The 23,409-nt window shown below is 32.8% G+C and carries 20 protein-coding genes; 11 read left to right on the top strand and 9 right to left on the bottom strand.

The window, feature by feature from the left end; all coding sequences use genetic code 11:
- The 3 genes from EKL95_RS05020 to EKL95_RS05010 form a co-directional block, all read left to right on the top strand.
- The coding region (locus EKL95_RS05020; protein ID WP_148103990.1) for a gliding motility-associated C-terminal domain-containing protein at positions 1-1,426 on the top strand (1,426 nt) is incomplete at its 5' end.
- A 156-nt stretch (positions 1,427-1,582) separates the two neighbouring features.
- The gene (locus EKL95_RS05015; protein ID WP_126553448.1) at positions 1,583-2,500 is read left to right on the top strand and encodes a type IX secretion system membrane protein PorP/SprF; all 918 of its coding nucleotides are present in this window, start codon (positions 1,583-1,585) and stop codon (positions 2,498-2,500) included.
- A gap of 10 nt (positions 2,501-2,510) precedes the next feature.
- Positions 2,511-4,451 (top strand): OmpA family protein, encoded by a 1,941-nt coding sequence (locus EKL95_RS05010; RefSeq protein WP_126563005.1) that lies wholly within the window; start codon positions 2,511-2,513, stop codon positions 4,449-4,451.
- A gap of 82 nt (positions 4,452-4,533) precedes the next feature.
- Here EKL95_RS05010 and EKL95_RS05005 read toward each other — a convergent pair whose 3' ends face one another.
- Positions 4,534-5,202, bottom strand: a complete 669-nt coding sequence (locus EKL95_RS05005) for a DUF4294 domain-containing protein (protein WP_126459206.1) — start codon at positions 5,200-5,202, stop codon at positions 4,534-4,536.
- An 83-nt stretch (positions 5,203-5,285) separates the two neighbouring features.
- Between EKL95_RS05005 and EKL95_RS05000 the strand changes: the two genes are divergently transcribed.
- Positions 5,286-6,374 carry a M42 family metallopeptidase gene (locus EKL95_RS05000; RefSeq protein ID WP_126459203.1) on the top strand — a complete coding sequence of 363 codons (1,089 nt, stop codon included), beginning with the start codon at positions 5,286-5,288 and terminating at the stop codon, positions 6,372-6,374.
- 188 nt (positions 6,375-6,562) lie between these two features.
- Here EKL95_RS05000 and EKL95_RS04995 read toward each other — a convergent pair whose 3' ends face one another.
- The 3 genes from EKL95_RS04995 to EKL95_RS04985 form a co-directional block, all read right to left on the bottom strand.
- Positions 6,563-7,516, bottom strand: a complete 954-nt coding sequence (locus EKL95_RS04995) for a phosphoribosylaminoimidazolesuccinocarboxamide synthase (RefSeq protein WP_126563678.1) — start codon at positions 7,514-7,516, stop codon at positions 6,563-6,565.
- A 98-nt stretch (positions 7,517-7,614) separates the two neighbouring features.
- On the bottom strand, positions 7,615-9,963 hold the full coding sequence (locus EKL95_RS04990) for a S9 family peptidase (RefSeq protein ID WP_126563677.1): 2,349 nt from the start codon (positions 9,961-9,963) through the stop codon (positions 7,615-7,617).
- Positions 9,964-10,012: 49 nt separating this feature from the next.
- A complete protein-coding gene (locus EKL95_RS04985; RefSeq protein ID WP_126460109.1) occupies positions 10,013-10,825 on the bottom strand; it encodes a Cof-type HAD-IIB family hydrolase in 813 nt (270 codons plus the stop codon).
- 192 nt (positions 10,826-11,017) lie between these two features.
- Between EKL95_RS04985 and hmpA the strand changes: the two genes are divergently transcribed.
- A complete protein-coding gene (gene hmpA, locus EKL95_RS04980; protein ID WP_126563676.1) occupies positions 11,018-12,220 on the top strand; it encodes an NO-inducible flavohemoprotein in 1,203 nt (400 codons plus the stop codon).
- An 11-nt stretch (positions 12,221-12,231) separates the two neighbouring features.
- On the top strand, positions 12,232-12,657 hold the full coding sequence (locus EKL95_RS04975) for an Rrf2 family transcriptional regulator (protein ID WP_126459191.1): 426 nt from the start codon (positions 12,232-12,234) through the stop codon (positions 12,655-12,657).
- A 47-nt stretch (positions 12,658-12,704) separates the two neighbouring features.
- Here EKL95_RS04975 and EKL95_RS04970 read toward each other — a convergent pair whose 3' ends face one another.
- Positions 12,705-13,655, bottom strand: a complete 951-nt coding sequence (locus EKL95_RS04970; protein ID WP_126451687.1) for a PhoH family protein — start codon at positions 13,653-13,655, stop codon at positions 12,705-12,707.
- Positions 13,656-13,838: 183 nt separating this feature from the next.
- On the opposite strand from EKL95_RS04970, the gene EKL95_RS04965 reads away from it, so the two are divergent.
- The 5 genes from EKL95_RS04965 to dnaN all read left to right on the top strand — a co-directional run bounded on the left by EKL95_RS04965 (position 13,839) and on the right by dnaN (position 18,722).
- Positions 13,839-14,666, top strand: a complete 828-nt coding sequence (locus tag EKL95_RS04965) for an S-adenosyl-l-methionine hydroxide adenosyltransferase family protein (RefSeq protein ID WP_126459188.1) — start codon at positions 13,839-13,841, stop codon at positions 14,664-14,666.
- Positions 14,667-14,724: 58 nt separating this feature from the next.
- The gene (locus EKL95_RS04960; protein WP_126459184.1) at positions 14,725-15,021 is read left to right on the top strand and encodes a putative quinol monooxygenase; all 297 of its coding nucleotides are present in this window, start codon (positions 14,725-14,727) and stop codon (positions 15,019-15,021) included.
- A 68-nt stretch (positions 15,022-15,089) separates the two neighbouring features.
- Entirely contained in the window at positions 15,090-15,815 is a 726-nt protein-coding gene (gene gldF, locus EKL95_RS04955; RefSeq protein ID WP_126459181.1) for a gliding motility-associated ABC transporter permease subunit GldF, read from the top strand.
- Positions 15,815-17,500, top strand: a complete 1,686-nt coding sequence (gene gldG / locus EKL95_RS04950) for a gliding motility-associated ABC transporter substrate-binding protein GldG (protein WP_126459178.1) — start codon at positions 15,815-15,817, stop codon at positions 17,498-17,500. Before gldF ends, gldG begins: the two co-directional genes overlap by 1 nt.
- Before the next feature lie 103 nt (positions 17,501-17,603).
- Positions 17,604-18,722, top strand: a complete 1,119-nt coding sequence (gene dnaN / locus EKL95_RS04945) for a DNA polymerase III subunit beta (RefSeq protein WP_126459175.1) — start codon at positions 17,604-17,606, stop codon at positions 18,720-18,722.
- An 80-nt stretch (positions 18,723-18,802) separates the two neighbouring features.
- On the opposite strand, the gene EKL95_RS04940 is transcribed toward dnaN, so the two are convergent.
- The 4 genes from EKL95_RS04940 to EKL95_RS04925 form a co-directional block, all read right to left on the bottom strand.
- Positions 18,803-19,693 (bottom strand): hypothetical protein, encoded by an 891-nt coding sequence (locus EKL95_RS04940; protein ID WP_126459171.1) that lies wholly within the window; start codon positions 19,691-19,693, stop codon positions 18,803-18,805.
- An 88-nt stretch (positions 19,694-19,781) separates the two neighbouring features.
- Complete coding sequence (locus EKL95_RS04935) at positions 19,782-21,554, bottom strand: MutS-related protein (protein ID WP_126563675.1); 1,773 nt, start codon at positions 21,552-21,554, stop codon at positions 19,782-19,784.
- Positions 21,555-21,670: 116 nt separating this feature from the next.
- On the bottom strand, positions 21,671-22,504 hold the full coding sequence (locus EKL95_RS04930) for a universal stress protein (RefSeq protein WP_126563674.1): 834 nt from the start codon (positions 22,502-22,504) through the stop codon (positions 21,671-21,673).
- A gap of 74 nt (positions 22,505-22,578) precedes the next feature.
- A complete protein-coding gene (locus EKL95_RS04925) occupies positions 22,579-23,409 on the bottom strand; it encodes a universal stress protein (RefSeq protein ID WP_126563673.1) in 831 nt (276 codons plus the stop codon).

Here is a 23,409-nt window from a genome sequence, read left to right as displayed (position 1 = left end):
ATACCAAATCTGTGAAATTATAAATCCAAACAATTGTGATACTGCCACCGTTAGCGTTACCGTTACTGCGCCTGCTATTGTCGCTAATGATGATGTTTTTTCAATCGAAAATTGTACTTCAGTAGGATTGTTAGGAAGTGTTTTAATAAATGATTCAATAAATGGAAACCCGGTAGTGGCTTCAGCGGTAAACATCTCTTTAGTTTCTGGACTAAATTCAAACATTCAATTGGATAACCTTGGAAACATCAATATATTAAATGGAACAATTCCTGGAACGTACGTTTTAACGTATCAAATATGCGAAAAATCAAACACTGAAAACTGTGATACTGCTGTAATAACAATAATCATTAAAGATAGTACTGCGCCTGTCTTTGCATCATTACCAGTGCAATCAACGATACAATGTAGTACTACTCCTGATTTTGCTCAAGCAACAGCTACTGATACCTGTAGTTCTGTTACACTAACATTTGTTGACGCAACGGTTCAAGGAAGTTGTATTGGTTCTTATACGATAACAAGAACATGGACCGCTACTGATTTAGCAGGAAATGCAACTACTGCTTCTCAAAGGATCAGTGTACAAGATACTAACGGCCCAACCACAACAACTGAGTTTGCATCTAATATTAATGTAAATTGTGATGCTATTCCTTTGAAACCGGAACTTATATTTACAGATAATTGTTCAACTGTTTCCCCCGCACTATTTACTGAAAAAATTACTAACAGCTCACTTAACTCCTACTCAATTGTCAGAGAGTGGTCTGTTTCTGATTCTTGCGGGAATGTTTCTAAATTTACTCAAATTGTGAATGTAACAGCATCAAATAACGCCACACCAATTGTAAGCTCTGCGTGTAATGGTGACTCTTCAACAATCAATATCTTTAATTTGTTACCCGAGGGAACTCTAATAAATGGAACTTGGACAGATGTTGATAATACTGGCGCATTGCAAGGAAATATCTTATCGCCTTTTGGTTTGACTTTAGGAAACAAAGTTTTTGAGTATCGAATTAATGACGAAATGTGTCCAAAAAGCATCCAGTTAACAGTGAATATTAACGATGATTGTATCGTTTTAGGATGTGGAAACATAAAAGTCCATAATGCTTTTTCGCCAAACGGAGATGGTATAAACGAAGTATTTGTAATCGATAATATTGAAAACACAACTTGCTACCAAGAGAATACGGTTGAAATATATAACCGTTGGGGTGTATTAGTTTTTGAAACAAAAAACTATAATAATCAAACTAATAATTTTGAAGGTATATCTCGTGGAAGAACAACTATTAGTCAATCTTCTGGATTACCTACCGGTACTTATTTTTACATCTTAAATTACAGTGCTATTAATGGGAATGGCAAAGTGGAAATCAAAAAATTAGACGGGTATTTATACCTTAGTAAATAATCTTGAATTAATTTAAAAATCGGAGGATTCTTTTTTGTCCTTCGGTTTTAAAAATGAATTAGCACTATTCTTTAACAAAAATAGAATTGACATTATCCTAAATACCCTTTTGAACCTTTTTTAAATAATTAGTTCAAACAAAATAAAAAAGCAACTATGAAAACAAAAATATTTTTAATCCTATTGATGTTTACAGCATTTACAAGTTATGCACAACAAGATGCTCAATTTACACAATATATGTACAACACAATCAATATCAATCCGGCCTATGCAGGATCTAGAGGAGCATTAAGTATTTTTGCTATGCACCGCACACAGTGGGTGGGTTTAGATGGTGCTCCTGTAACAAATGTAGCTTCGATTAATACACCGCTAAATAATAACAATCTAGGTTTAGGAATTTCTTTTATCAATGATAAAATTGGTCCCACCAATGAAAATACTATTTCTGCCGATTTTTCATATACCATACAAACCTCAGAAACATTTAAACTTTCTTTTGGCATAAAAGGTACCGCAAATTTATTCAATTTGGATATATCTAAATTAAATCCTGTAGATGCTTATCCTGTAGACCAAAGTATACAAAATATTGATAATAAGTTTTCTCCAAATATTGGTACAGGTGTTTATTTACATTCGGATAAAGCGTATGTAGGTTTTTCTATTCCTAACTTTATCGAATCAGACCGCTATGATAATAATGAAGTTGCCATATTCAAAGAAAAAATAAATTATTATTTAATTGCAGGATATATATTTGATTTAAATAGAACCATAAAATTTAAACCCGCGGTTCTGTCAAAATTTATTGAAGGTGCTCCTCTTCAAGTCGATATTTCAGGAAACTTTATGTTTAACGAGAAATTTGTCGTTGGTATTGCCTACAGATGGAGTGCTGCACTTAGTGCTATGGTTGGTTTCCAAATTTCTGACGGAATGTATATAGGATATGGGTATGACAGGGAAACCACTCGATTAAACAACTATAATTCTGGCTCGCATGAATTTTTCTTGCGCTATGAAATCTTTAAAAATAATGGTAAAATTATAACTCCAAGATTCTTCTAAAAAAATTAGTATGAAAAATAATATACTCCTTTATACAATTGTAATAACTGCTTTATCTATTCATGGATACTCACAAAAAGGGGAAGTTACTGTAGCCGACAAAAAATATGACAACTATGCCTACATTGATGCCATAAAAACCTACGAAAAAGTAGCCGAAAAAAAATACAAATCGGCTGATATGTTTAAGAAATTAGGAAATTCTTATTACTTTAATGCAGAGTTAGAAAAAGCAGCCAGATGGTATGGAGAGTTATTTGCAATGAATACTATCGATTTAGAACCTGAATATTATTTTCGTTATGCACAGTGCTTGAGATCCATTGGTCAAAATCACAAAGCCAATGATCTATTAGAACTATTCAATCAAAAATCTGGAAACGATAGCCGCGGCAAGATTTTTATGAAAAATGTAAATTATCTTGACGCAATCAAAGCAAATTCCGGAAGATATAAAATCGAGGATGCTGGAATAAATTCTATATATTCCGATTACGGTACTGCATTTCATGCAAATGAAATCGTATTTGCATCGGCAAGGGACACCGGAAGTGTAGGCCAAAGAAAACATAAATGGACAAATCAATATTTTACCAATTTATATACTGCCAATTTAGGGGAAAATAGGAATCCGGGAAACCCTCTCCAGTTCGATGCCCATATAAATTCTAAATTTAACGAGTCTACTCCTGCTTTCACAAAAGATGGAAAAACCATGTACTTCACCCGTAACAACTATCTTGATGGAAAAAAAGGAAAAGATGCTAATAAAATTACTTTAATAAAAATATATAAAGCCACTTTAGAAAATGACAAATGGTCTAATATAACCGAACTTCCTTTTAATAATGATAATTACAGTACGGCTCATCCTACACTAAGTCCAGATGAGAAAACATTATATTTTGTCTCGGATATGCCCGGAACTATAGGTCAATCTGATTTATTTAAAGTAATAATACACAATGACAAAAGCTTTGGCACTCCAGAGAATTTAGGTGCTGTGATAAATACTGAAGGTAGAGAAACATTTCCGTTTGTAAATGATGAGAACGAAATATATTTTGCATCAGACGGCCATCCTGGCTTAGGAGGTTTAGATGTTTTTGTTGCCGCTATAAATCCCAATGGAACTTTTGGTGAGATACAAAATGTGGGGGCAGATATTAATTCTCCAAAAGATGATTTTGCCTACTTAATTGATACAAAATCAAGAAAAGGTTTTTTTTCTTCCAATAGAGATGGTGGTTTAGGATATGATGATATTTATAAATTTTCAGAACTGAAAAAAATTATTTGCCAACAGTTATTATATGGTGAGATCACTGATATTGCTACAAAAGAATTCCTTCCGAACACTAAAATTACTCTATTTGACAATCATTTTAACATTGTAAATACAACCCTTTCAGATGATAAAGCTAATTATTTTTTTCCTGTTGAATGTGGTAAAACATATTACGTAAGGGCTCAAAAACCTGAATATACTGCAAAAGAACAAAAGATTACAATAGCTGATGAAAATGGAAAGACATACGTACCAATCGCATTAGAAGATGCAAAGTGCAAAGTAACCATAGGGGATGATTTAGGTAAATGTTTTAATATAAAAATGATTTATTTTGATCTGGATAAATCAAATATCAGGCAAGAGGCAGCTTTTGATTTAGAAAAAATATTAGATGTTTTAAATCAAAACCCAACGATGAAGCTTGATATTCGTTCTCATACAGATAGCAGACAAACGTTCAAATACAATGAAGCGTTATCTGACAGAAGAGCTAAATCTACTATTAACTGGCTGATAAAAAATGGAGTACATACAAGCAGATTAATTGGAAAAGGATATGGTGAAACCCAACTGGTAAACAGATGTGTAGACGATCTAGAGTGCACTGAGGAGGAGCATCAACTTAACAGAAGAAGTGAATTTATTATTACTGATTTATAAAAAAAATTATCAAAGTAGCTCCTACACTTCTAACTATGCTGCAACATTATCTTTATAGAAATAGGAACACAAAATGATGGTATTATTTAATTGCCCTGCTAACCCAAGCATCGTTCAAGCTGTCATAATTAATAGGCTGTGCCGGAGTTTGATTTTGTAATCTTCCTGAATCAAATCCTCGTACTAGTATAGTTTCTATTAAATAATCCTCGTTGACATAGTAGGGTTCGTATTTTGTTTTTAGATTAATGTCAAACATGCTTGCTGCAGTATTGGACCAAAAAGCTTTCCAGCCACTTTTAAGGTTTTTTACTAACTCATAAGTGGTAGTGCCTGTTTGACGGTGAATTAACTTTACCAATATTTGACCTTGTTTACGAGATAGCTTTTTAAGTTTAGCTTCGAACTCCTCACTCAAATAACTTTCTACTATCTTAAAGTATTTTTTTTTCTCCTTATTTGTTTTAAGGTTTGCCATTCCTTTATTAAGAATCGTCAATCGCTCCGAAGCTAGTTTTGCATAAGGATACGTTTTATAAACCCGACTTTGAAGTAATAAAAATTGCTTTCTTGCTTCGGGATCTGTTTTTCCCTTGTATATTATTATTTCTGGTAATTGAATGGTGTCATTAAGAATCAATTCGTCATCTTCTAACTCATGCCCTATTTTTGTAGTATCCTGCGGCATTACCTGTGCATTAACAGACAAAGTTATCAATAGAAAAAACAACAAAAATTTAATTAGCTTCATATTAGGAAAGTTTAATTGCCAAAATTATACATTATATACGCAACTGTAATGCCAAATTTATAATTTAGCAAAAAAATAATTTTATGAGCACAAAATCAATATTAAACAAGTCGTCACTTGAGTTTTTAGAAAACTATCTTAATAATGCCTCGCCTACCGGTTATGAAAGTGGTGGACAAAAATTATGGATGGATTATTTAAAACCTTACGTTGATACTTTTATAACAGATACTTACGGCACAGCGGTAGGAATTATAAATCCGGATGCACCTTATAAAGTAGTAATTGAAGGTCATGCAGATGAAATTTCATGGTACGTAAATTACATTACAGACGATGGATTAATCTACGTGATCAGAAATGGTGGTTCCGATCACCAAATAGCACCTTCAAAGCGCGTCAATATTCATACTAAAACAGGAATTGTAAAAGGTGTTTTTGGCTGGCCTGCTATTCATACACGAATGAGAGACAAAGAAGAAGTAGCTAAAGTTAACAATCTATTTATTGACATTGGTTGTGAAACCAAAGAACAGGTTGATAAAATGGGCGTTCATGTAGGTTGTGTGATTACCTATCCTGATGAATTCATGATTTTGAACGAAAATAAATTTGTTTGTCGCGCGATTGATAATCGTATGGGTGGGTTTATGATTGCCGAAGTGGCTCGTTTGCTACACGAAAACAAAATAAAACTTCCTTTTGGATTGTATATTACGAATTCAGTTCAGGAAGAAGTAGGGCTTCGCGGTGCCGAAATGATTACCAAAACCATCAAACCGAATGTAGCGATCGTAACCGATGTTTGTCATGACTCTACTACTCCAATGATTGAAAAGAAAATTGAAGGAGATACAAAAATTGGTAAAGGTCCTGTAGTTACTTACGCTCCTGCTGTTCAAAATAATTTGAGAGAATTAATTTTAGAAACCGCCATGGCAAACGAAATTCCGTTCCAAAGATTAGCTTCATCTCGTGTTACGGGTACTGATACCGATGCTTTTGCGTATAGTAATGGCGGTGTTGCCTCAGCCTTGATATCCTTGCCGTTGCGATATATGCACACCACGGTTGAAATGGTGCATCGTGACGATGTTGAAAATGTGATTAAATTAATTTATGAAACCTTATTGAAGTTAGAAAACGAAGAAACATTCTCTTATTTCAAATAGTTTTAGGAGCTAATCCCGCTATCCGTTTTAAATGAAATTCACTGAACTCAAATAAAAATAAAAGTATAGTGAAGTAATCTTTTCCTTTTTAAAGTAAAAAGGAAAAGGATTTCCACTTTTATCGGGGCTAAAAACCGCAATTCAAAATTATGAATTGCGGTTTTGTATTTTACTTTTAGTGTAAATAATTATCTATTGACTAAATATTCCAAGACATTTTTCTCGATTCTTTCGTCTATAGTACTGATGTCTGCTTTTACAAATTTCTCTCCCAAGATATTTTCATACAATTCAATATATCTTTCAGAAACTGTTTGAATATATTCATCCGTCATATTAGGAATTTGTTGTCCTTCTAATCCTTGAAAACCATTTTCGATTAACCAACGACGAACAAACTCTTTCGATAATTGTTTTTGTTCCTCACCTTTGTTTTGGCGTTCCTGATATCCTTCAGCATAAAAATAACGAGAAGAATCCGGCGTATGAATTTCGTCAATCAAGACAATTACCCCTTCTTTGGTTTTTCCAAATTCATATTTGGTGTCAACCAAAATCAAACCACGACTGGCTGCAATTTCAGTTCCCCTTTGAAATAGATCTCTTGTGAATTTCTCTAAAACCACATAATCTTCTTCAGAAACAATTCCTTTCGATAAAATATCCTCACGAGAAATGTCAGCGTCATGTTCGCCATTATCCGCTTTGGTAGTCGGAGTAATAATAGGTTCCGGGAATTTATCATTTTCTTTCAAATAGTCAGGCATTGTAACTCCGCAAATTTCTCTTTTTCCAAGAGCATATTCTCTGGCAGCATGACCAGAAAGATAGCCCCGAATGACCATTTCTACTTTAAAAGGGGCACATAAATGCCCTACCGCCACATTAGGATCAGGAGTTGCAATCAACCAGTTAGGAACAATATCCTGCGTCAGCTCCATGAATTTAGTAGCAATTTGGTTTAGAATCTGACCTTTATATGGAATTCCTTTTGGCAAAACTACATCAAAAGCCGAAAGCCGATCCGTAGCTACCATTACCAAAAGTTCATCATTGATATTATATACTTCTCTTACTTTACCGCGGTAAACAGATTGCTGGTTTGGAAAATTAAAATCAGTAGTTGTGATGGTGTTGCTCATTATACTAGTTGTGTGTGTTTTTGTTCTTGCAAATTTAAAACTATTTCATAGAGTTTTGCAAAGAAGCGAACTCATAAATTTAACTTTTATCTCTAAAATTATTTTTTAAGCAACGTATCGTTGAATAAGTTTAAGATTCGGCCGTATTCGTCAACCCAAGAATAGGTTTCTTTAAAACCATGTGCCTCCACTGGAAAACTGGATAAACTCCATTTTTTCTTCCCTAATTCGATAAAACGCTGAGACAAACGAACAATATCTTTGTACTCTACATTATCATCTACCATTCCGTGAAGCATCAATAAATCACCTTCTAAATTATCTGCAAAATAGATTGGAGAACTTTTTTTGTAAGCATCCGGATCCGTTTCAGGGAAATTAAGAATATTTCCAGTATAACCATGATTGTAATGCGCCCAATCTGTAACGGAACGCAATGCAGCTCCAGAAGCAAACTCTTTAGGCGTAGTCAACATTCCCATCAACGTGATGAAACCGCCGTAAGAACCGCCATAAATCCCAACTCTTGTCGCATCGATTCCATGATTTTCAACTAGGTATTTCTTTCCGTCAATTTGATCTGTTAAGTCCTTCCCGCCCATAAAACGGTAAATTCCTGTTCTAAAATCACGCCCATATCCATCGCTGCCTCTATAATCAATATCTAAAACAGTATAGCCTAAATCGACCAATAAATTATGAAACATGTATTCTCTGTGGTAGGTACTCCAATAGTTATGCGCGTTTTGCAAATAACCGGCACCATGAACAAACAAGACAGCTGCTTTATTCGCATTGGCAGTTTGCGGCTTATACAATCTCGCATTTACGGGAGTTCCATCCTGCGCTTTGAAAGTAATCACTTCCGGTTCACGCCAAGAATATCCTTTGAAACTTTCCGATGTTGAAGCCGTAATCTGATTTAAGTTTGTATTCTTTTTATTAGGCGCTACATACAATTCCCAAGGTTTATTTTTATACGAATAACGAACTAATAATGTACTTTCGTCTGGAGACAAACTCACTTCATGAGCACCATCTTTGGTTAAAATTGGTTGTAAAACCGGATTTCTAACTTCTAATTTATAGAAATTTCTGTTTCCTGGATGCGTAGTCGTTGTGGTCAAATAAAAAGAGTTTTTATCTTTTGACAAACTCACGTTGCGTACTTCCCAATTTCCTGTGGTTAACTGTGTTTTCTTTTTTGACTTTAGGTTATAGGAATATAAATGAGAATAACCGGTTTCTTCGGATTGGAAATAAATGGTTTCATTGTCTCCCAAAAACCCCAGTGTTCCTCTTCCATAAGAATTAGAAGGAATTCCGGGTCCGCCAATCCAAGCTTCGTCATGCTGATGGTCTAATTCCTGAAAAGTTCCTTTCTCTAAATTTAAACTAACAATCCATCTATCTTTGTTGTCCTGACTTCTTATTTCACTAATTGCATACGAACCATTTTCATTGTAAACAGGTTCCTGAACTACAATCAGTTTATTCTTTTTTTCTGTCGTTTTTGATTTTTCATACCATTCAAAATACTTAGGAACATCCTGAATATGACTTAATGTTGAAAAATTTACGAAATAAACAGAATCTTTAATAATGTTATAGACTCCAAATTTAGTTGCCAACAAATTATCTACAGAAACTTTCTCCTTTGTATCTTCAATTTGGTTGTAGCCATCAGCAGTTATGAAAAGTTCCATTTTTTCACTTTTACGTTCTGAATCTTCTATTAATCTGAAGGTGGCGAAGTTTCCTTTTGGATCCACTTTTAAGCTTCCAAAGGTGTTTTTTCCATAATAATAAGGCTTTGGAAAATCAGATTTTGTAGTTTTTGATTTTGCCAAATTCCATTTTTTCAGTGCTTCCTGATCTCTGACAAATTGGAATAATTCTGCTTGTTGGCTTTTCAAAAAAGACTCTTTTTCAGTGGTTTTCTCATCTAATTTTCCTTTACGAAAGTTTGTGATTTGAATGATAGAACCTTCATTGGTATTGAACTGAAAAAGATTTTCATTTTGCCTGAAATAAAGCACTCCTGGTACAGAACCCATTTGCAAATTAGCAATCGGACTGCTTTGTTGGTACAGTTTTTTCGAGATTTTACTTTTTACAGCATACGAAAATAATCTTCCTTTATCGATGTAATAATATAAATCTGGATTAGTTGTTTTTTTAAAATCTAGTTTTGAAAAAGCAGCTTCATCTGGAGAAGCTAATTCTGGTTTTGTTAATCCATTTTTCCAAAAATAAGTACTTGTGCCTAACTCATTGTTTGGATTCCAATCAAAATACACTTTCTGACCATCTAAAGACCATCTTTCATTTTCAGGGGAAACACCAATAAAAGTGTTGCCTTTCATGATTTCTTCCAGCTTTAGCGTTTGACTTTGAATTGTTGTGAAAAACAAGATACAGATAACGAAGATTATTTTTTTGTTCATTTGGTTTTAGTTTTTTTTGAAAATGGGAAAATATGGTTAGTTAAAAACATTAATTATTCAATAATTCCTGCGCTATATATTTGGCGACTCCGTCATTATCATTAGTTAAAATTACCTCTAAATGAGACAATTTATTTTTCAAACTATCAGGTGCATTCCCCATCACTAAACCTTTACCGGAAGAATTAAGCATCTTTTCATCATTGTAGCCATCACCAAAAGATAGTGCTTGCTGAAAAACAAAATTTTCCAGTTCCAAAATTTTGGCAATCGCAACACTTTTATCTACGGATTTGTCCATAAATTCCAGGCAAAGCGGAAGACTAAAAGCATGGCTAAAAAGTCCGGTATGATTTTCTAAAATTTGATCTCTTAATTCGATTAATTTTGAATGTCGATCGTGCGTAAAAAATACTTTTATAGCACTCAAATCCTCTAAGTTTTCAAAATCAACGAGTTCTGGATGATAATTTACTTCTGGTTGAAACTCATTTAATTTTTCATTGTGCTTGTTCGTTTGCCAAACATTTTCTCTGAATAATACGGTTGTAATTTCAGGATCAATATCTAAAGACAAGACGGATTTAACGGCCTCACTTTCCATATTATAAGAAAAAATCAGCTCTTTTTCAGGAGAATGTATCCGTGCTCCATTTGAAGTGACTAAATAAACAGGAACATCCAATCCTGCTACAATAGGCATTGCATCCAGATGATGACGACCAGTTGCTATAATTATTAGGTAATTTTGATTATGGAGTTCTTGAAAAACAGTTTTGGTGTATTGGGATATTTTGTGATCTGAGTTGAGTAACGTTCCGTCTAAATCGCTTATTACGACTTTTATTTTTTCTTGTAGCATCTTTCGGTTTTCACTGTCATTTTTAATATTTCCAAATTTATTCAATTTTAAAGAGAAACGCAAAAATTTATAAAAAGTTTAGGTTAACCTTTCTTGACGATATTTTGATAAATATAGCTACTTATTTGTTGTATTTTAAATACAACAAATAGAAAATGATTGCTATCTTTGTAAAAAATAAATTTCAATACCATGAATGCAAGTCAAAAAGAATTAATAAAAGCAACTGTGCCAATTTTAAGAACAAATGGAAATGATTTGATAACCTATTTTTACCAAAGAATGCTATCCAATAATCCAGAGTTGAAAAACATTTTTAATATGGCAAATCAAGCTAGTGGAAAACAACAAAATGCTTTAAGTGGAGCTGTACTTGCTTATGCTGAAAACATAGAAAATCCTACGGTTTTGATCAATACATTAAAATCAATTGGAAATAAACATGTAAGTTTAAATATTCAACCAGAGCAATATGATATTGTTGGAAACCATTTAATCGGATCGATAAAAGAAGTCTTAGGTGATCTCGCAACAGTAGAATTAATTGAAGCCTGGACCTGTGCTTACAATGAATTGGCTCAGATAATGATTAGTATTGAAGCTGAAATGTACCAAAAAACAATTAATAAAAAAGGAGGATGGAATGGCTGGAGAAACTTCATAATCTCTAAAATTGTAAAAGAAAGCGACGAAATTAATTCATTTTACCTTAAACCGGAAGACAACAAAGAAATTGCTGATTTCTATCCGGGTCAATATATATCTGTGAGTACGTATATTCCTGAATTAGGTCATAAACAGCCTAGACAATATAGTCTGTCGTCTTATTCTAATAATGAATATTATAGAATTTCAGTAAAAAAAGAAATTAGTCAAAACACATCTCCCGATGGTATTGTTTCCAATGCTTTACATAACAAAAAGGAAGGTGACAGTATCGAAGTTAGTGCACCAGCGGGGGTGTTTTTTGCAGATCCAGACGCAAAAAATCCTTTAGTACTGGTTAGTGGCGGTGTTGGACTTACTCCTATGATGAGTATGGTTGAAACCAATAAAAATTCACTTCAAAAAAATAAAACAGTTTGGATTCACAGTTGTCGCAATGAAAATGTTCACGCGTTTAAAGATACTATCGAGGAATTAAACAACCAAAATGAGTGGTTAACTTCTTTCGTTTTTTATGAAACTTTGCCCGAATCAGAAACAAATGCTATCGAAGGAAGAATTGATTTGCAGCAAATAAAAGAAGAAATCCTTATTGAGGATGCAAAATATTATATTTGCGGACCGGCTATTTTTATAAAAGTTCAATATCAATCTTTGGTTGCACTTGGCGTAAATAGAGAAAATATTCTGTATGAAGAATTTGGCCCTCAATTATTAAGCCTTAATTAGTAAATTTTAATATGAAATTGAATCACTTTACCGATTTTAGTATGCGCGTTTTGATGTATCTAAATCAAAAAAAAGATACTCCACAAAGTTCTCTAGATGATTTAGCGACTACATTTAAAATCTCGCGAAACCATCTTATAAAAGTGGTTCAATTTTTATCGGCAAATCAATTAATTCTCACCAAAAGAGGAAAAAATGGCGGAATAGTGATTTCTGAAAAAGCAAGAGAAATTCGATTAGGCGATTTGATTCACCTATTAGAACAAGACGATACGCCCATCGTCAACTGCGATTCAAAACCTTGCATCTTTCAATCACACGATTGCAAACTAAAATCATTGTTCAATACCGCTTATCAAGCTTTTATTGAAAGTTTAAATCAGTACACACTTTCTGATATAGAATTCAAGAATTGGAGTGCCATGTTTCAGGATTAATAAAAAAAATTACAAAAGGAGGCTTTATAAAAAAGCCTCCTTTTGTTTTAATCATTATTCTCAATCATTTTGTAGGCATCAATTACTTTTTTAACTAATCGGTGTCTCACAATGTCTTTATCATCCAGATAAATGATTCCGATTCCCTCAACGTCTTTTAAAACCAATAAGGCTTCTTTGAGTCCGGATATGGTTCTTCGGGGTAAATCGACCTGACCTGGGTCACCAGTAATCATGAATTTAGCACTTTTTCCCATACGGGTTAGGAACATTTTCATTTGAGAATGCGTTGTGTTTTGGGCTTCATCCAAAATCACAAAAGCATTATCCAATGTTCTACCACGCATAAATGCCAATGGTGCTATCTGGATAATTCCCTTTAAAATATAATCTTCCAGTTTTTCGTTGGGTAACATATCGCGTAAAGCATCGTAAAGTGGTTGCATATATGGATCTAGTTTTTCCTTCATATCTCCTGGAAGAAAACCAAGGTTCTCCCCTGCCTCTACCGCTGGTCTTGTCAATATAATGCGTTTGACTTGCTTTTCTTTTAGCGCTTTCACTGCCATAGCAACTCCGGTGTACGTTTTTCCTGTACCGGCAGGTCCTACTGCAAAAACCATATCATTTTTTTCCATGGTATCCACCAACAATTGCTGATTGGGAGTCATAGGTTTGATGATTTTACCACCTACACCATGCACTAAAATTTTATCCTGTCCTTGAAATTTTTTGTCTTCCTGAACATCACCACGAATAACACGCTCGATTACATTATTATCAATGTTATTGTATCTTGAAAAGTGCACCATTAATCGTTGAAAACGTTTTTCAAAGTCGTCTAAAACTTCTTTTTCACCAAAAGCTTTTAAGGTTGTTCCCCGGGCGACAATCTTTAATTTTGGATAATATTTTTTAATTGTTTCAAGATGAGTGTCTTGAGCGCCCCAAAAGTCTGTTGGAGCGATGTCTATGAGCTCGATTATTCTTTCGTTCAAATGAGGTAGTTTTTAAATTAAATTAAGTAAATCAATAAATTTGTTATCAATGCGAATAATTGTAGTATTAATTTGAATTTGTCTTTTGTTTTTTGCTTTTTTGAATTTACTATTATTAGCTTTGCGTTTCTCAAATTTAATGAAAATTAGGTTTACAAAACACCAATAGTTATAAACAAATTTATGTCAATAATTACCCTAACTACCGATTATGGCTTGAAAGACCACTTTGTAGGTGCGCTGAAAGGGAAAATTTTGTCTGAGTATTCCGAAGCTGTAATTATTGATATTTCACATGATATTGATCCATTTAACACGTTAGAAGCTAGTTATGCAATTAGTGCCTCATATGCTAGCTTTCCAAAAGGCACGGTTCATCTCATAGGTGTGGATATAGAAGCCAATAAGGAAAACCAACATATTGTGATGCAATGGAATGATCATTATTTTATTGCTGCTGATAATGGTATTTTAAGCATGCTTTCGCAAAAAATTGTTCCGCAAAAAATGGTGGCAATCAATATTCATGATCGTTTACCGAGTGATGCGGCTGATCTTGATGTGTTTGTAAAAGTAGCCTGCCATTTAGCCAAAGGGGGTTTGATGAACGTCATTGGTAAAGAAATACACACTATTAAGCAAGTTACAAATCTGCAAGCCACTATTTCGGATGATGGGAATTCATTAAAAGGTCATGTGATTTACATTGATCATTTTGGGAATGTAATTACAAATATCACTAAAAAATATTTTATTGAAGTCGCCAAAGGAAGGGCGTATGAAATTGTTTTGAAAACTAAAAATATCAAAACAATTTTGCCCAATTATTCCGCAATTGCCAGTTCCGATAAATATCCGATTAAATCGTATGAAGGAGAAAAATTAGCCATTTTCAATGAAGCCGGTTTTCTTGAAATTGCAATTTTCAGAAGCAATCCTTCTAAAGTAGGTTCAGCGAATAGCTTATTGGGATTGAATTATAGAGATATAATAAATATAATATTCAGATAGCAGTGTTCAGTAATCAGTTTAAAAATCTAAAATCTTTAATCTAAAATCATAAATCTAAATGTTTGTACGAATAGTAAAATTGAGTTTTCACGAGGAAAATATTCCTGCTTTTTTAGAAAATTTTGAATTAATGAAAGATAAAATACGAAATGCGCCCGGTAATCGTTTCTTAGAATTGTATCAGGACAAAAACAACAAAAGCATTTTCTTTACCTATAGTTATTGGGAAACCGAAGCCGATTTAGAAAATTACCGAAATTCCGAACTTTTTTACGATGTTTGGACATTCACCAAGAAATTATTCAACGACAAACCAGAAGCGTGGAGCGTGGATAAATTAGTTACTTTGGTTTAAAGTTTTTTAGTTTAAAGTTGAGCAACGTTAAACTAAAAAAACTTTAAACTTTAAACAAAAAATAAAACATGAAATCAATAGTTTTACGAGAGATAAAATCCTTTTTCGGTTCGCCCATCGGCTACTTAGTTATTGCCATTTTTTTAATTATTAATGGATTGTTTCTTTGGGTTTTCGAAGGAGATTATAATATTTTGAATACCGGATTTGCTGATTTGACTCCGTTTTTTACCTTAGCGCCATGGATTTTGATATTCTTGATTCCTGCAGTAACCATGCGCAGTTTTTCGGATGAAAAAAAACAAGGAACAATAGAATTATTGCTGACGAAGCCATTGAGTATTTGGCAAATTGTAAACGGAAAATTTCTTGGTGCTTTACTTTTAATTGTCATGGCAATTATTCCAACCTTCATCTATGTAGCCGTTATTTCGAGTTTAGGAATGCCGGAAGGCAATATTGATATGGGAAGCACAATTGGTTCTTATTTTGGATTATTATTCTTAATTGCAGCCTATTCTGCCATTGGGATATTCACTTCAACATTGTCGGATAACCAGATTGTGGCATTTATTATTGCCGTATTTTTATGTTTTTTCTTCTATTTTGGGTTTGAAGGGTTAGCTGCTGTTGTTCCAAATGTATCTTCCATAATCGCGTCATTAGGAATGCAAGATCATTTCAAAAGCATGAGCCGAGGCGTATTAGATACCAGAGATATTCTTTATTTTACCAGTATAACCGTTGTCTTTCTTTCATTTACTGTTTATAATCTAAAATCTTTCAAATCGTAATGACTACTTCTAAGAAAAACAACCTAAAATCAGTATTGATTGTCCTTGTCCTTGTAGTTCTTGCGAATGTCATAGGAAATTCCTTTTTTCATCGTTTTGATTTAACAAAAGACAACAGATATACTCTTTCTCCTACTTCTTTGACTATCGTAAAGCAAGTCCAAAATCCGTTGTCTATAAAAGTATATATGCAAGGTGATTTACCGGCTGAATTCAAGCGTTTACAACAAGAAACAAAACAATTACTGGAAGAATTTCAGGCCTATAACTCCAATATTGTTTTTGAATTCGTAGATCCATTGGAGAATGATGACGCCAGCATGGACAATATTAAAGACTTGTATCGAAAAGGGCTTACGCCAATAAACATAACCGTTGACGATAAAGGAAAGCAATCTCAAGCGATGGTTTTCCCGTGGGCCACAGCCGTTTATGACAATAAAGAAGTTAATATCCCCTTGTTGAAAAATATTATGGGAGCTACAACTACCCAAAAAGTCATTGGATCTGTTCAGCATTTGGAATATTCTATTGCTGAAGGATTGAATAAAATTACCAAAGCCAAACAAAAGAAAATTGCTGTTATCAAAGGAAACGGTGAATTGCAAGATATCATGATGGCTAAATTTCTTTTGCAAGTGCGCGAAAGTTACCATATTGGTCCTTTTACTTTAGATTCGGTTGCCAAAAATCCGATTGGAAGTTTAGAAGCTTTAGAAAAATATGACTTGGCAGTTATCGCTAAACCAACTGAAACGTTTACCGATGCGGAGAAACAAGTTTTGGATCAATTTATCATCAACGGGGGAAAAACATTATGGTTGATTGACCAAGTTACGGCTGAAATGGACAGTTTGTACAATGCTTCAGGAGCTACTTTAGCGTATCCAAGAGATCTAAATTTAAATGATATGTTCTTTAAATACGGCATCCGAATCAATCCTGATTTAGTAAAAGACGAACAGGGAAGCCCCATAAAACTAGCCACTGGAGAACAAGGAAGTGCGACACAATTTCAGGAATTCAACTGGAAGTTTGCGCCACAAGTGTATCCAAATAGTGTACATCCGATAGTTAAAAATTTAGGTGGAATCAAATTTGATTTTGCGAATCCAATCGATACTTTGAAAAATGGAATTAAGAAAACTATTCTGTTGGAATCGTCTCAATATTCGAAAAAAATAGGAACTCCAACAGAGATCAACCTGAATAGTGTTGCCGAAGAAACTTCGCCAAATGATTACTTGAACAAAGGAAAGATTCCGCTTTCTGTTTTATTGGAAGGTTCGTTTCGTTCTATGTTTGAAAATCGAGTGTTACCATTTAAACAAAAAACATTTCAAACGACAGGAAAAGAGAACAAAATGATTGTGATTTCGGATGGAGATTTGATAAAAAACCAATTGGATAAAAACTTTCAACCCGTAGAATTGGGTTATGACCAAAGGTCTGGAAATTTGTATGATAATAAAGATTTCCTGATAAATTGCGTGAATTATTTACTCGATGATACAGGACTTATTAACATTCGAAGCAAAGATCTTGATTTACCTTTATTGGATAAAGAAAAAGTTTATGAAAACTATACCCGAACACAAATCCTAACTATCGGGCTTCCAATTCTTATTTTGGTACTTTTTGGGATCTTATTTACTTTTCTTCGAAAAAGAAAATACAGCAAATAGATGTTAATAAAAAAGTTTCGAAACTAGAATAGTTTACGATATATTTGTAAAATGTAACGTATTTCGAATTTAGAGAAATACCTTAAAAAATAAAACAAAACAGATGAAATTTATAGTATCGAGTTCGTACTTATTGAAGCAATTACAGGTTTTAGGTAACGTTATCAACAGCAGTAATACTTTGCCTATTTTAGATAATTTTTTATTTGATTTAGACCATAATGTGCTAACAGTTTCTGCTTCTGATTTAGAGACAACCATGTCTGCTACTTTAGGAATTGATTCAGAAAGTAAAGGAAGCGTTGCTGTGCCTGCAAAATTACTTTTGGAAATCCTTAAAACGTTCCCTGAACAACCCTTAACTTTTACAGTTGAAGAAAACAGTACGATAGAAATCAGTTCTAATTCTGGTAAATATGCGTTGGCTTATGCTCCTGGAAATGAATTTCCAAAATCGGTTAACTTAGACGACCCATCTGTAACGCTTGTTCCTGCTGATGTTTTGGCAACTGCTATAAGTAAAACTATATTTGCGGCCGGAAACGATGATTTACGTCCGGTAATGTCTGGTGTATTTTTTCAGTTTTCGCCACAAGGATTGACATTTGTTGCAACTGATGCACACAAATTAGTAAAATATGCGCGTACCGATGTAACCGCCTCTCAGGTGGCTGATTTCATCATGCCAAAAAAACCTTTGAATATCTTAAAAAATATTCTTGGTACTTCGGATGCTGAAGTAAAAATTGAATATAACGATTCGAATGCTACTTTTTCTTTTGATAATTATGTTTTAATGTGTCGTTTGATTGATGGAAAATATCCAAATTACGAAGCAGTAATTCCAAAAGAAAATCCGAATAAATTAATGATTGACCGTTCTCAATTTTTGAGTTCTGTACGTCGTGTTGCTATCTTTTCGAATAAAACTACACACCAGATCCGTTTGAAAATAGCAGGTGCTGAATTGAATGTTTCTGCTGAAGATATTGACTATTCAAACAAAGCCGAAGAAAGATTGACTTGTGATTATCAAGGTGATGATATGCAAATAGGGTATAATTCTCGTTTCTTAACTGAAATGTTGACTAACTTACAATCGGATATGATTATGCTTGAAATGTCATTGCCAAACAGAGCCGGAATTCTAACTCCTGTTGATGGATTAGAAGAAGGTGAAACGGTAACGATGCTTGTAATGCCAGTAATGTTGAACAGTTAATTCAATTTAAAATACGCTATTAACCAAACCATTTTTATATTTAAAAACCGTCTCGTTTAATTACGAGACGGTTTTTTTGCTTATTCACTATGAATAAAATAAAACTTTGTATTTCCTTTTTTTATTGATTCTTTCGCATCTTTATGATTTTTTTCAAATGTTTCTAAATTAGTTCCTTTACAAATTCCATAAGAATAATGATATTTTAGAATTTCAAGATCTTTCGTTCCAAATTCTTTTTTATCTGATTTACAAATTGAAAAGTAACTATTGCAATCTGAATAATCTAGTTCTTGATAAAAATAACCTAAAGATCGTATAAAATTAACTTTCAAAGTAGTTAATATCTGCTCTTCATTTAGATTTTTTTTTGCGTTAATTTTTAATGAGCAACTATAAATATTTTGTTTGTTATTCCATAAAAGATAATATCCGTCATTCCCTTTAATTCTTATATCTAAATTGACATCATTGGTATCGTCTATAGAATAAATTAAATAGTTTGATTTTTCTTTATCTTTTACCACTGTAATTTTTAGTGAATCAATTTCGTTATCAAGATAATGAATAAATTTACTAAGCTTTTTACTATTATATTGGCTAACTGATTTGTCAAAATAAATTTTTACTTCATCTTTCCAAATTTTCATTCTTGGTTTTAATCTCTCTTCTTTTTTTTGATATTTTTTATTGAAAACTAATTGTTTATAGCGTTCTAAAAATATAGAATCTTTTTCTTCATACAAAACTTTTACTCCTTTCTCATCATATCCATTAATAATGATTAATGTATCACTCTTGACAATATTAAAACCAATTGAATCTATAACTTTATTACCACTTTTTTTCAATGATTTATAATTTTTGTATTCCATGTAAATAACTTTACTATGCAAATTCAACTGATTGTGCTGAGAAAAAATTGCCGAGGTGAAGGCAAATAACAAAAATACACATATATTTTTTTTCATAAATTTTATCTTTCTTTTGAATTATGAAAGTAATAATTTAAATTAATTCATTTTATTTTTTTTAATATTTTTTTAGAAAAATGGATTTTTAAATCACTCCCATTTTCTTCATCAGGAAAGTAGCACTTCTATTTTTACAAATTCCGTCCCGAAGTTTGTAATCAAAATGGAGTTCATCATTGATAATCTCTACTTCAAAACATTTGTTGGTTAATATATTTGGATATTCATTGGTTGTCAGGCAAACTTCGATATCGTGCGTTGCAATAGCTCCAACGGCTTTCTTACTAATTACTTTTTTGACCACTTCAATTGTTCCGTTGCGTTTATCATCTGAATTGGTACCACGTAATATTTCGTCCAATAAAACAAATGCCGGTCTATTTTCCAATTCGTCCATAATCTGCTTTAAGCGTTTGATTTCGGCAAAGAAATACGATTCGCTATCGGACAACGAATCAGATAATCGCATGGAAACTAAAACGGGTAACGGATGTACACTAGCCTGACGAGCACAAACCGACGAACCTATTCCTGACAAAACCATATTGATTCCTAAACTTCTTAGAAAAGTACTTTTACCGGACATATTAGAACCTGTTAAAATCATAAACGATTCGGGATGAAAACGCACGTCATTTCCTACTCTAGTTTTTTCATTTAATAAAGGATGGCTTAAATCCTTGAAATCTATTTCGAAATTACTGTTCAATGTTGGATATACAAACTCCGGATTATTATACGAAAAATTGGCCAAACTGTTCAACATTTCGAATTCACCAATAACTTCCAACCAATTTTCTAAAGCTTGGGCATGATCTTTTTTCCATTGAATTAATGATTTTAAAACATGTAAATTAAAAAGGAACGTTCCATTGAATACGATAGCCGTAACAAAATTTGAGATACTGTCCATATTAGAAAACAAACCGGCTAACTGTTTCAAATGCACGCTGGCATTTTCTTTTTTGAACATTAATTTTTGCTGTAAATCGATTAATTTTTTCGACTGAAAAGATTCATTTTCTATTTTTTGCAACAGTAAACTATATTGATGAATGGTTTTATCTATATTCGTAGAATTAGCAATTTCTGCCTGGATACGCTTCATAAACCGACCCAAAATAATTAAATTAAATACAAATAAATACGATAAAACGGAAGCAAAAACAGTAGTCGAAGTTACTAAATAGGCAATCAAAACTCCCAGAAAAAGAAGTGGTGAAAAATAAGAAATGAAAACACTCATTTTAGCCAAGGGCGTACTATTAAATGTACACCACTTGAGCAGAGTCTCATAATTCGATTGATTGTCGTTGCTTATTTTGGCGAAAGCCAAAAATTCCTGACGCCAGTCTAATTTTTTGGTTAATTCTTTTACCGCTTGATGATTTCTAAGAATCTCTTCATTGGGCAAAATTGATAAAAGCTGGTTTGCGAATGTTTTTTTACCAATAAAAGTAGCGGTTCTATTCAAGTTTTGGAACAAAGAATGCTCGCCAAAAATATCTAAATCATAGGCATACGGATGGTGAAAATCATTGAATTCCTGTCCGTTTTCAAAAGGGATTTTATTTCTTTCCAGGTAGGAAATTTCATTTTCATTAATATCAAGTAAGGCTTGATTGACATGTTTTTCGAAAACTAATTTAGAATGAATGCGCATAAATACTACGAATAGTCCAAAAAGAAAAATGGCGGCAATTATCAAAATAATTTCGCTGTTTTTGATGTAGTAATAAATAGAAACCAAAAAAAGTACAATAGAAAGAAGTCTTAAAATACTTATACTATTGTACTTTTTATTGATTGCAGTCAATGCTGTTGAAAAGCGTATCTTTTTTGCTTTGTATATTTCCATAATTCAATTAATGAATTGCAAATATAACGAAATAGATTACTTTGAAGACTAAATTAAAAGGCAATGGCGATGCCGCACTATATAGAATTCAAGATTTCAATTGAATTAAAACTGAATCAATCAATAGGAATCGCTAAAATTGGGATATCAAAATTCGTAGCTATTTTTTTTGTTAAACTAGGTTTGAAAATCCCTTCAAAAAAACCTCTTTTATACGTAAGCATAGTCAGTACATCAATTTCTTTGTACATTATAAAATCCAGAATTGTTTCTTTGACTTCGTCACTATTGATCACAAAAAACTCAACGGGTTCATTAATAAATTCTTCCTCCCAAGCAGTTACTGTATCATTTGAAACATCGGAATCACTAGTTTTTACATACAAGCATTTTACTTTAGCTTTCGTTTTTTTAGCGATATCTAACACCATTTTCAATGCTTTTTTATCTTTAGTTCTAAAACGGGTTGTAAATCCAATAATTTCTGTTTTTTTGAATTTTGCTTCTAACGGAACACACAACATAGGAATATCTATTCCAGAAATAACAGCACCTGTATTGGTACCCATAAAAAAAGCTTCCCATCCTGTAGCTCCTGAAGTACCCATGATCACAAAATCTATTTTATCTTCTTTAATTGATTTTTTAATATTATAAAGCAAATTCCCATCCATGAGCCTATGAGACATTTTTATTTTGTCCAAATGCCGCTCATCGGCTATGGCGCGCAATTTTGGGATTTCATCTTTAAACATATCAAATTGAGCTAAGGCCAAGGAATCATAAATGACGGCGTAATTTTCGGGAAAAAACTGATTGTCATAAATGGGCAATTCAAAGGTGTGCAATAAAACGAGTTCGCCCTGAACTATTTTTGCAAATTCTAAAGCATGTACAAAAGCATTAGTAGCCACTTCAGAAAAGTCGGTTGGAAATAGAATTTTTTTCATTTTATCTTTTATTAAAATAATTGATTTACTAAAATAAATTATTGGTGTCTTTACGTAGTCAAATCAGAATATTTTTATTCATGAATAGCAAGAATGGGTACATTGATATGAAATGCTAATTTTTTTGAAAGACTAATTTCGAAAAGTTTCTCAAAGAAATTTCTGTGATACACATGCATTGCAATCAAATTAATTTTATGCAAATCGATAAAATTTAAAATAATTCCTTCTACATCTTCTCCTTTAATGGAGTAAAATGTAACTCCATTATTTTCTACTAATACCTTCCAATCTTCTCTACTGTCCTCTTTAACTTCATGATGCGGAGACTCGACACGCAGGCAATCAATATGTGATTGAAATATTTTGGACAAAGACAGAACTCTTACAAAAGACCCTGTGTCCTCCAATTTATATTGCGTAATGAACAGTATTTTTTCAATAGGATGATATGTACAATGCTCCGGTATTGCCAAAACTAATGCTTTGACATCATTCATTACTTTTGTGGCTATCGTACCGAAAAAAGTTTCCTTTATACCAGTGGCGCCTTTAGTACCCATAACTACGAAATCAAAATTTTCATTCTCGGTTATTTTTTTAATTTCGGGAACCAAATTTCCCAAAATCAAAACATGGCTTATTTTGATATGACCTAAATTATTTGCTTCCGCAATTTTTCTTAAAAGTGGCACTTCATCTTTATAATTTTCAAAATTACTGAGTTCTGTAACCTCATAAATTTCATGTAAATACTTAGAAACATTAACATAATTGGCTTGTGAAAATTGGTACACATGCATTGTAACTATTTCAGCATTAATAGATTCTGCCAATTTTAATGCATAGATAAACGCATTTTTAGACACTTCCGAAAAGTCGGTAGGAAATAAGATTTTCTTCAT

This window comes from Flavobacterium sp. LB2P53 (genome assembly GCF_003970305.1).
In the GTDB taxonomy this organism is placed as follows: domain Bacteria; phylum Bacteroidota; class Bacteroidia; order Flavobacteriales; family Flavobacteriaceae; genus Flavobacterium.
Note: the sequence above shows the minus strand (reverse complement) of the source record. Positions and strands in the feature narration are given on the sequence as shown.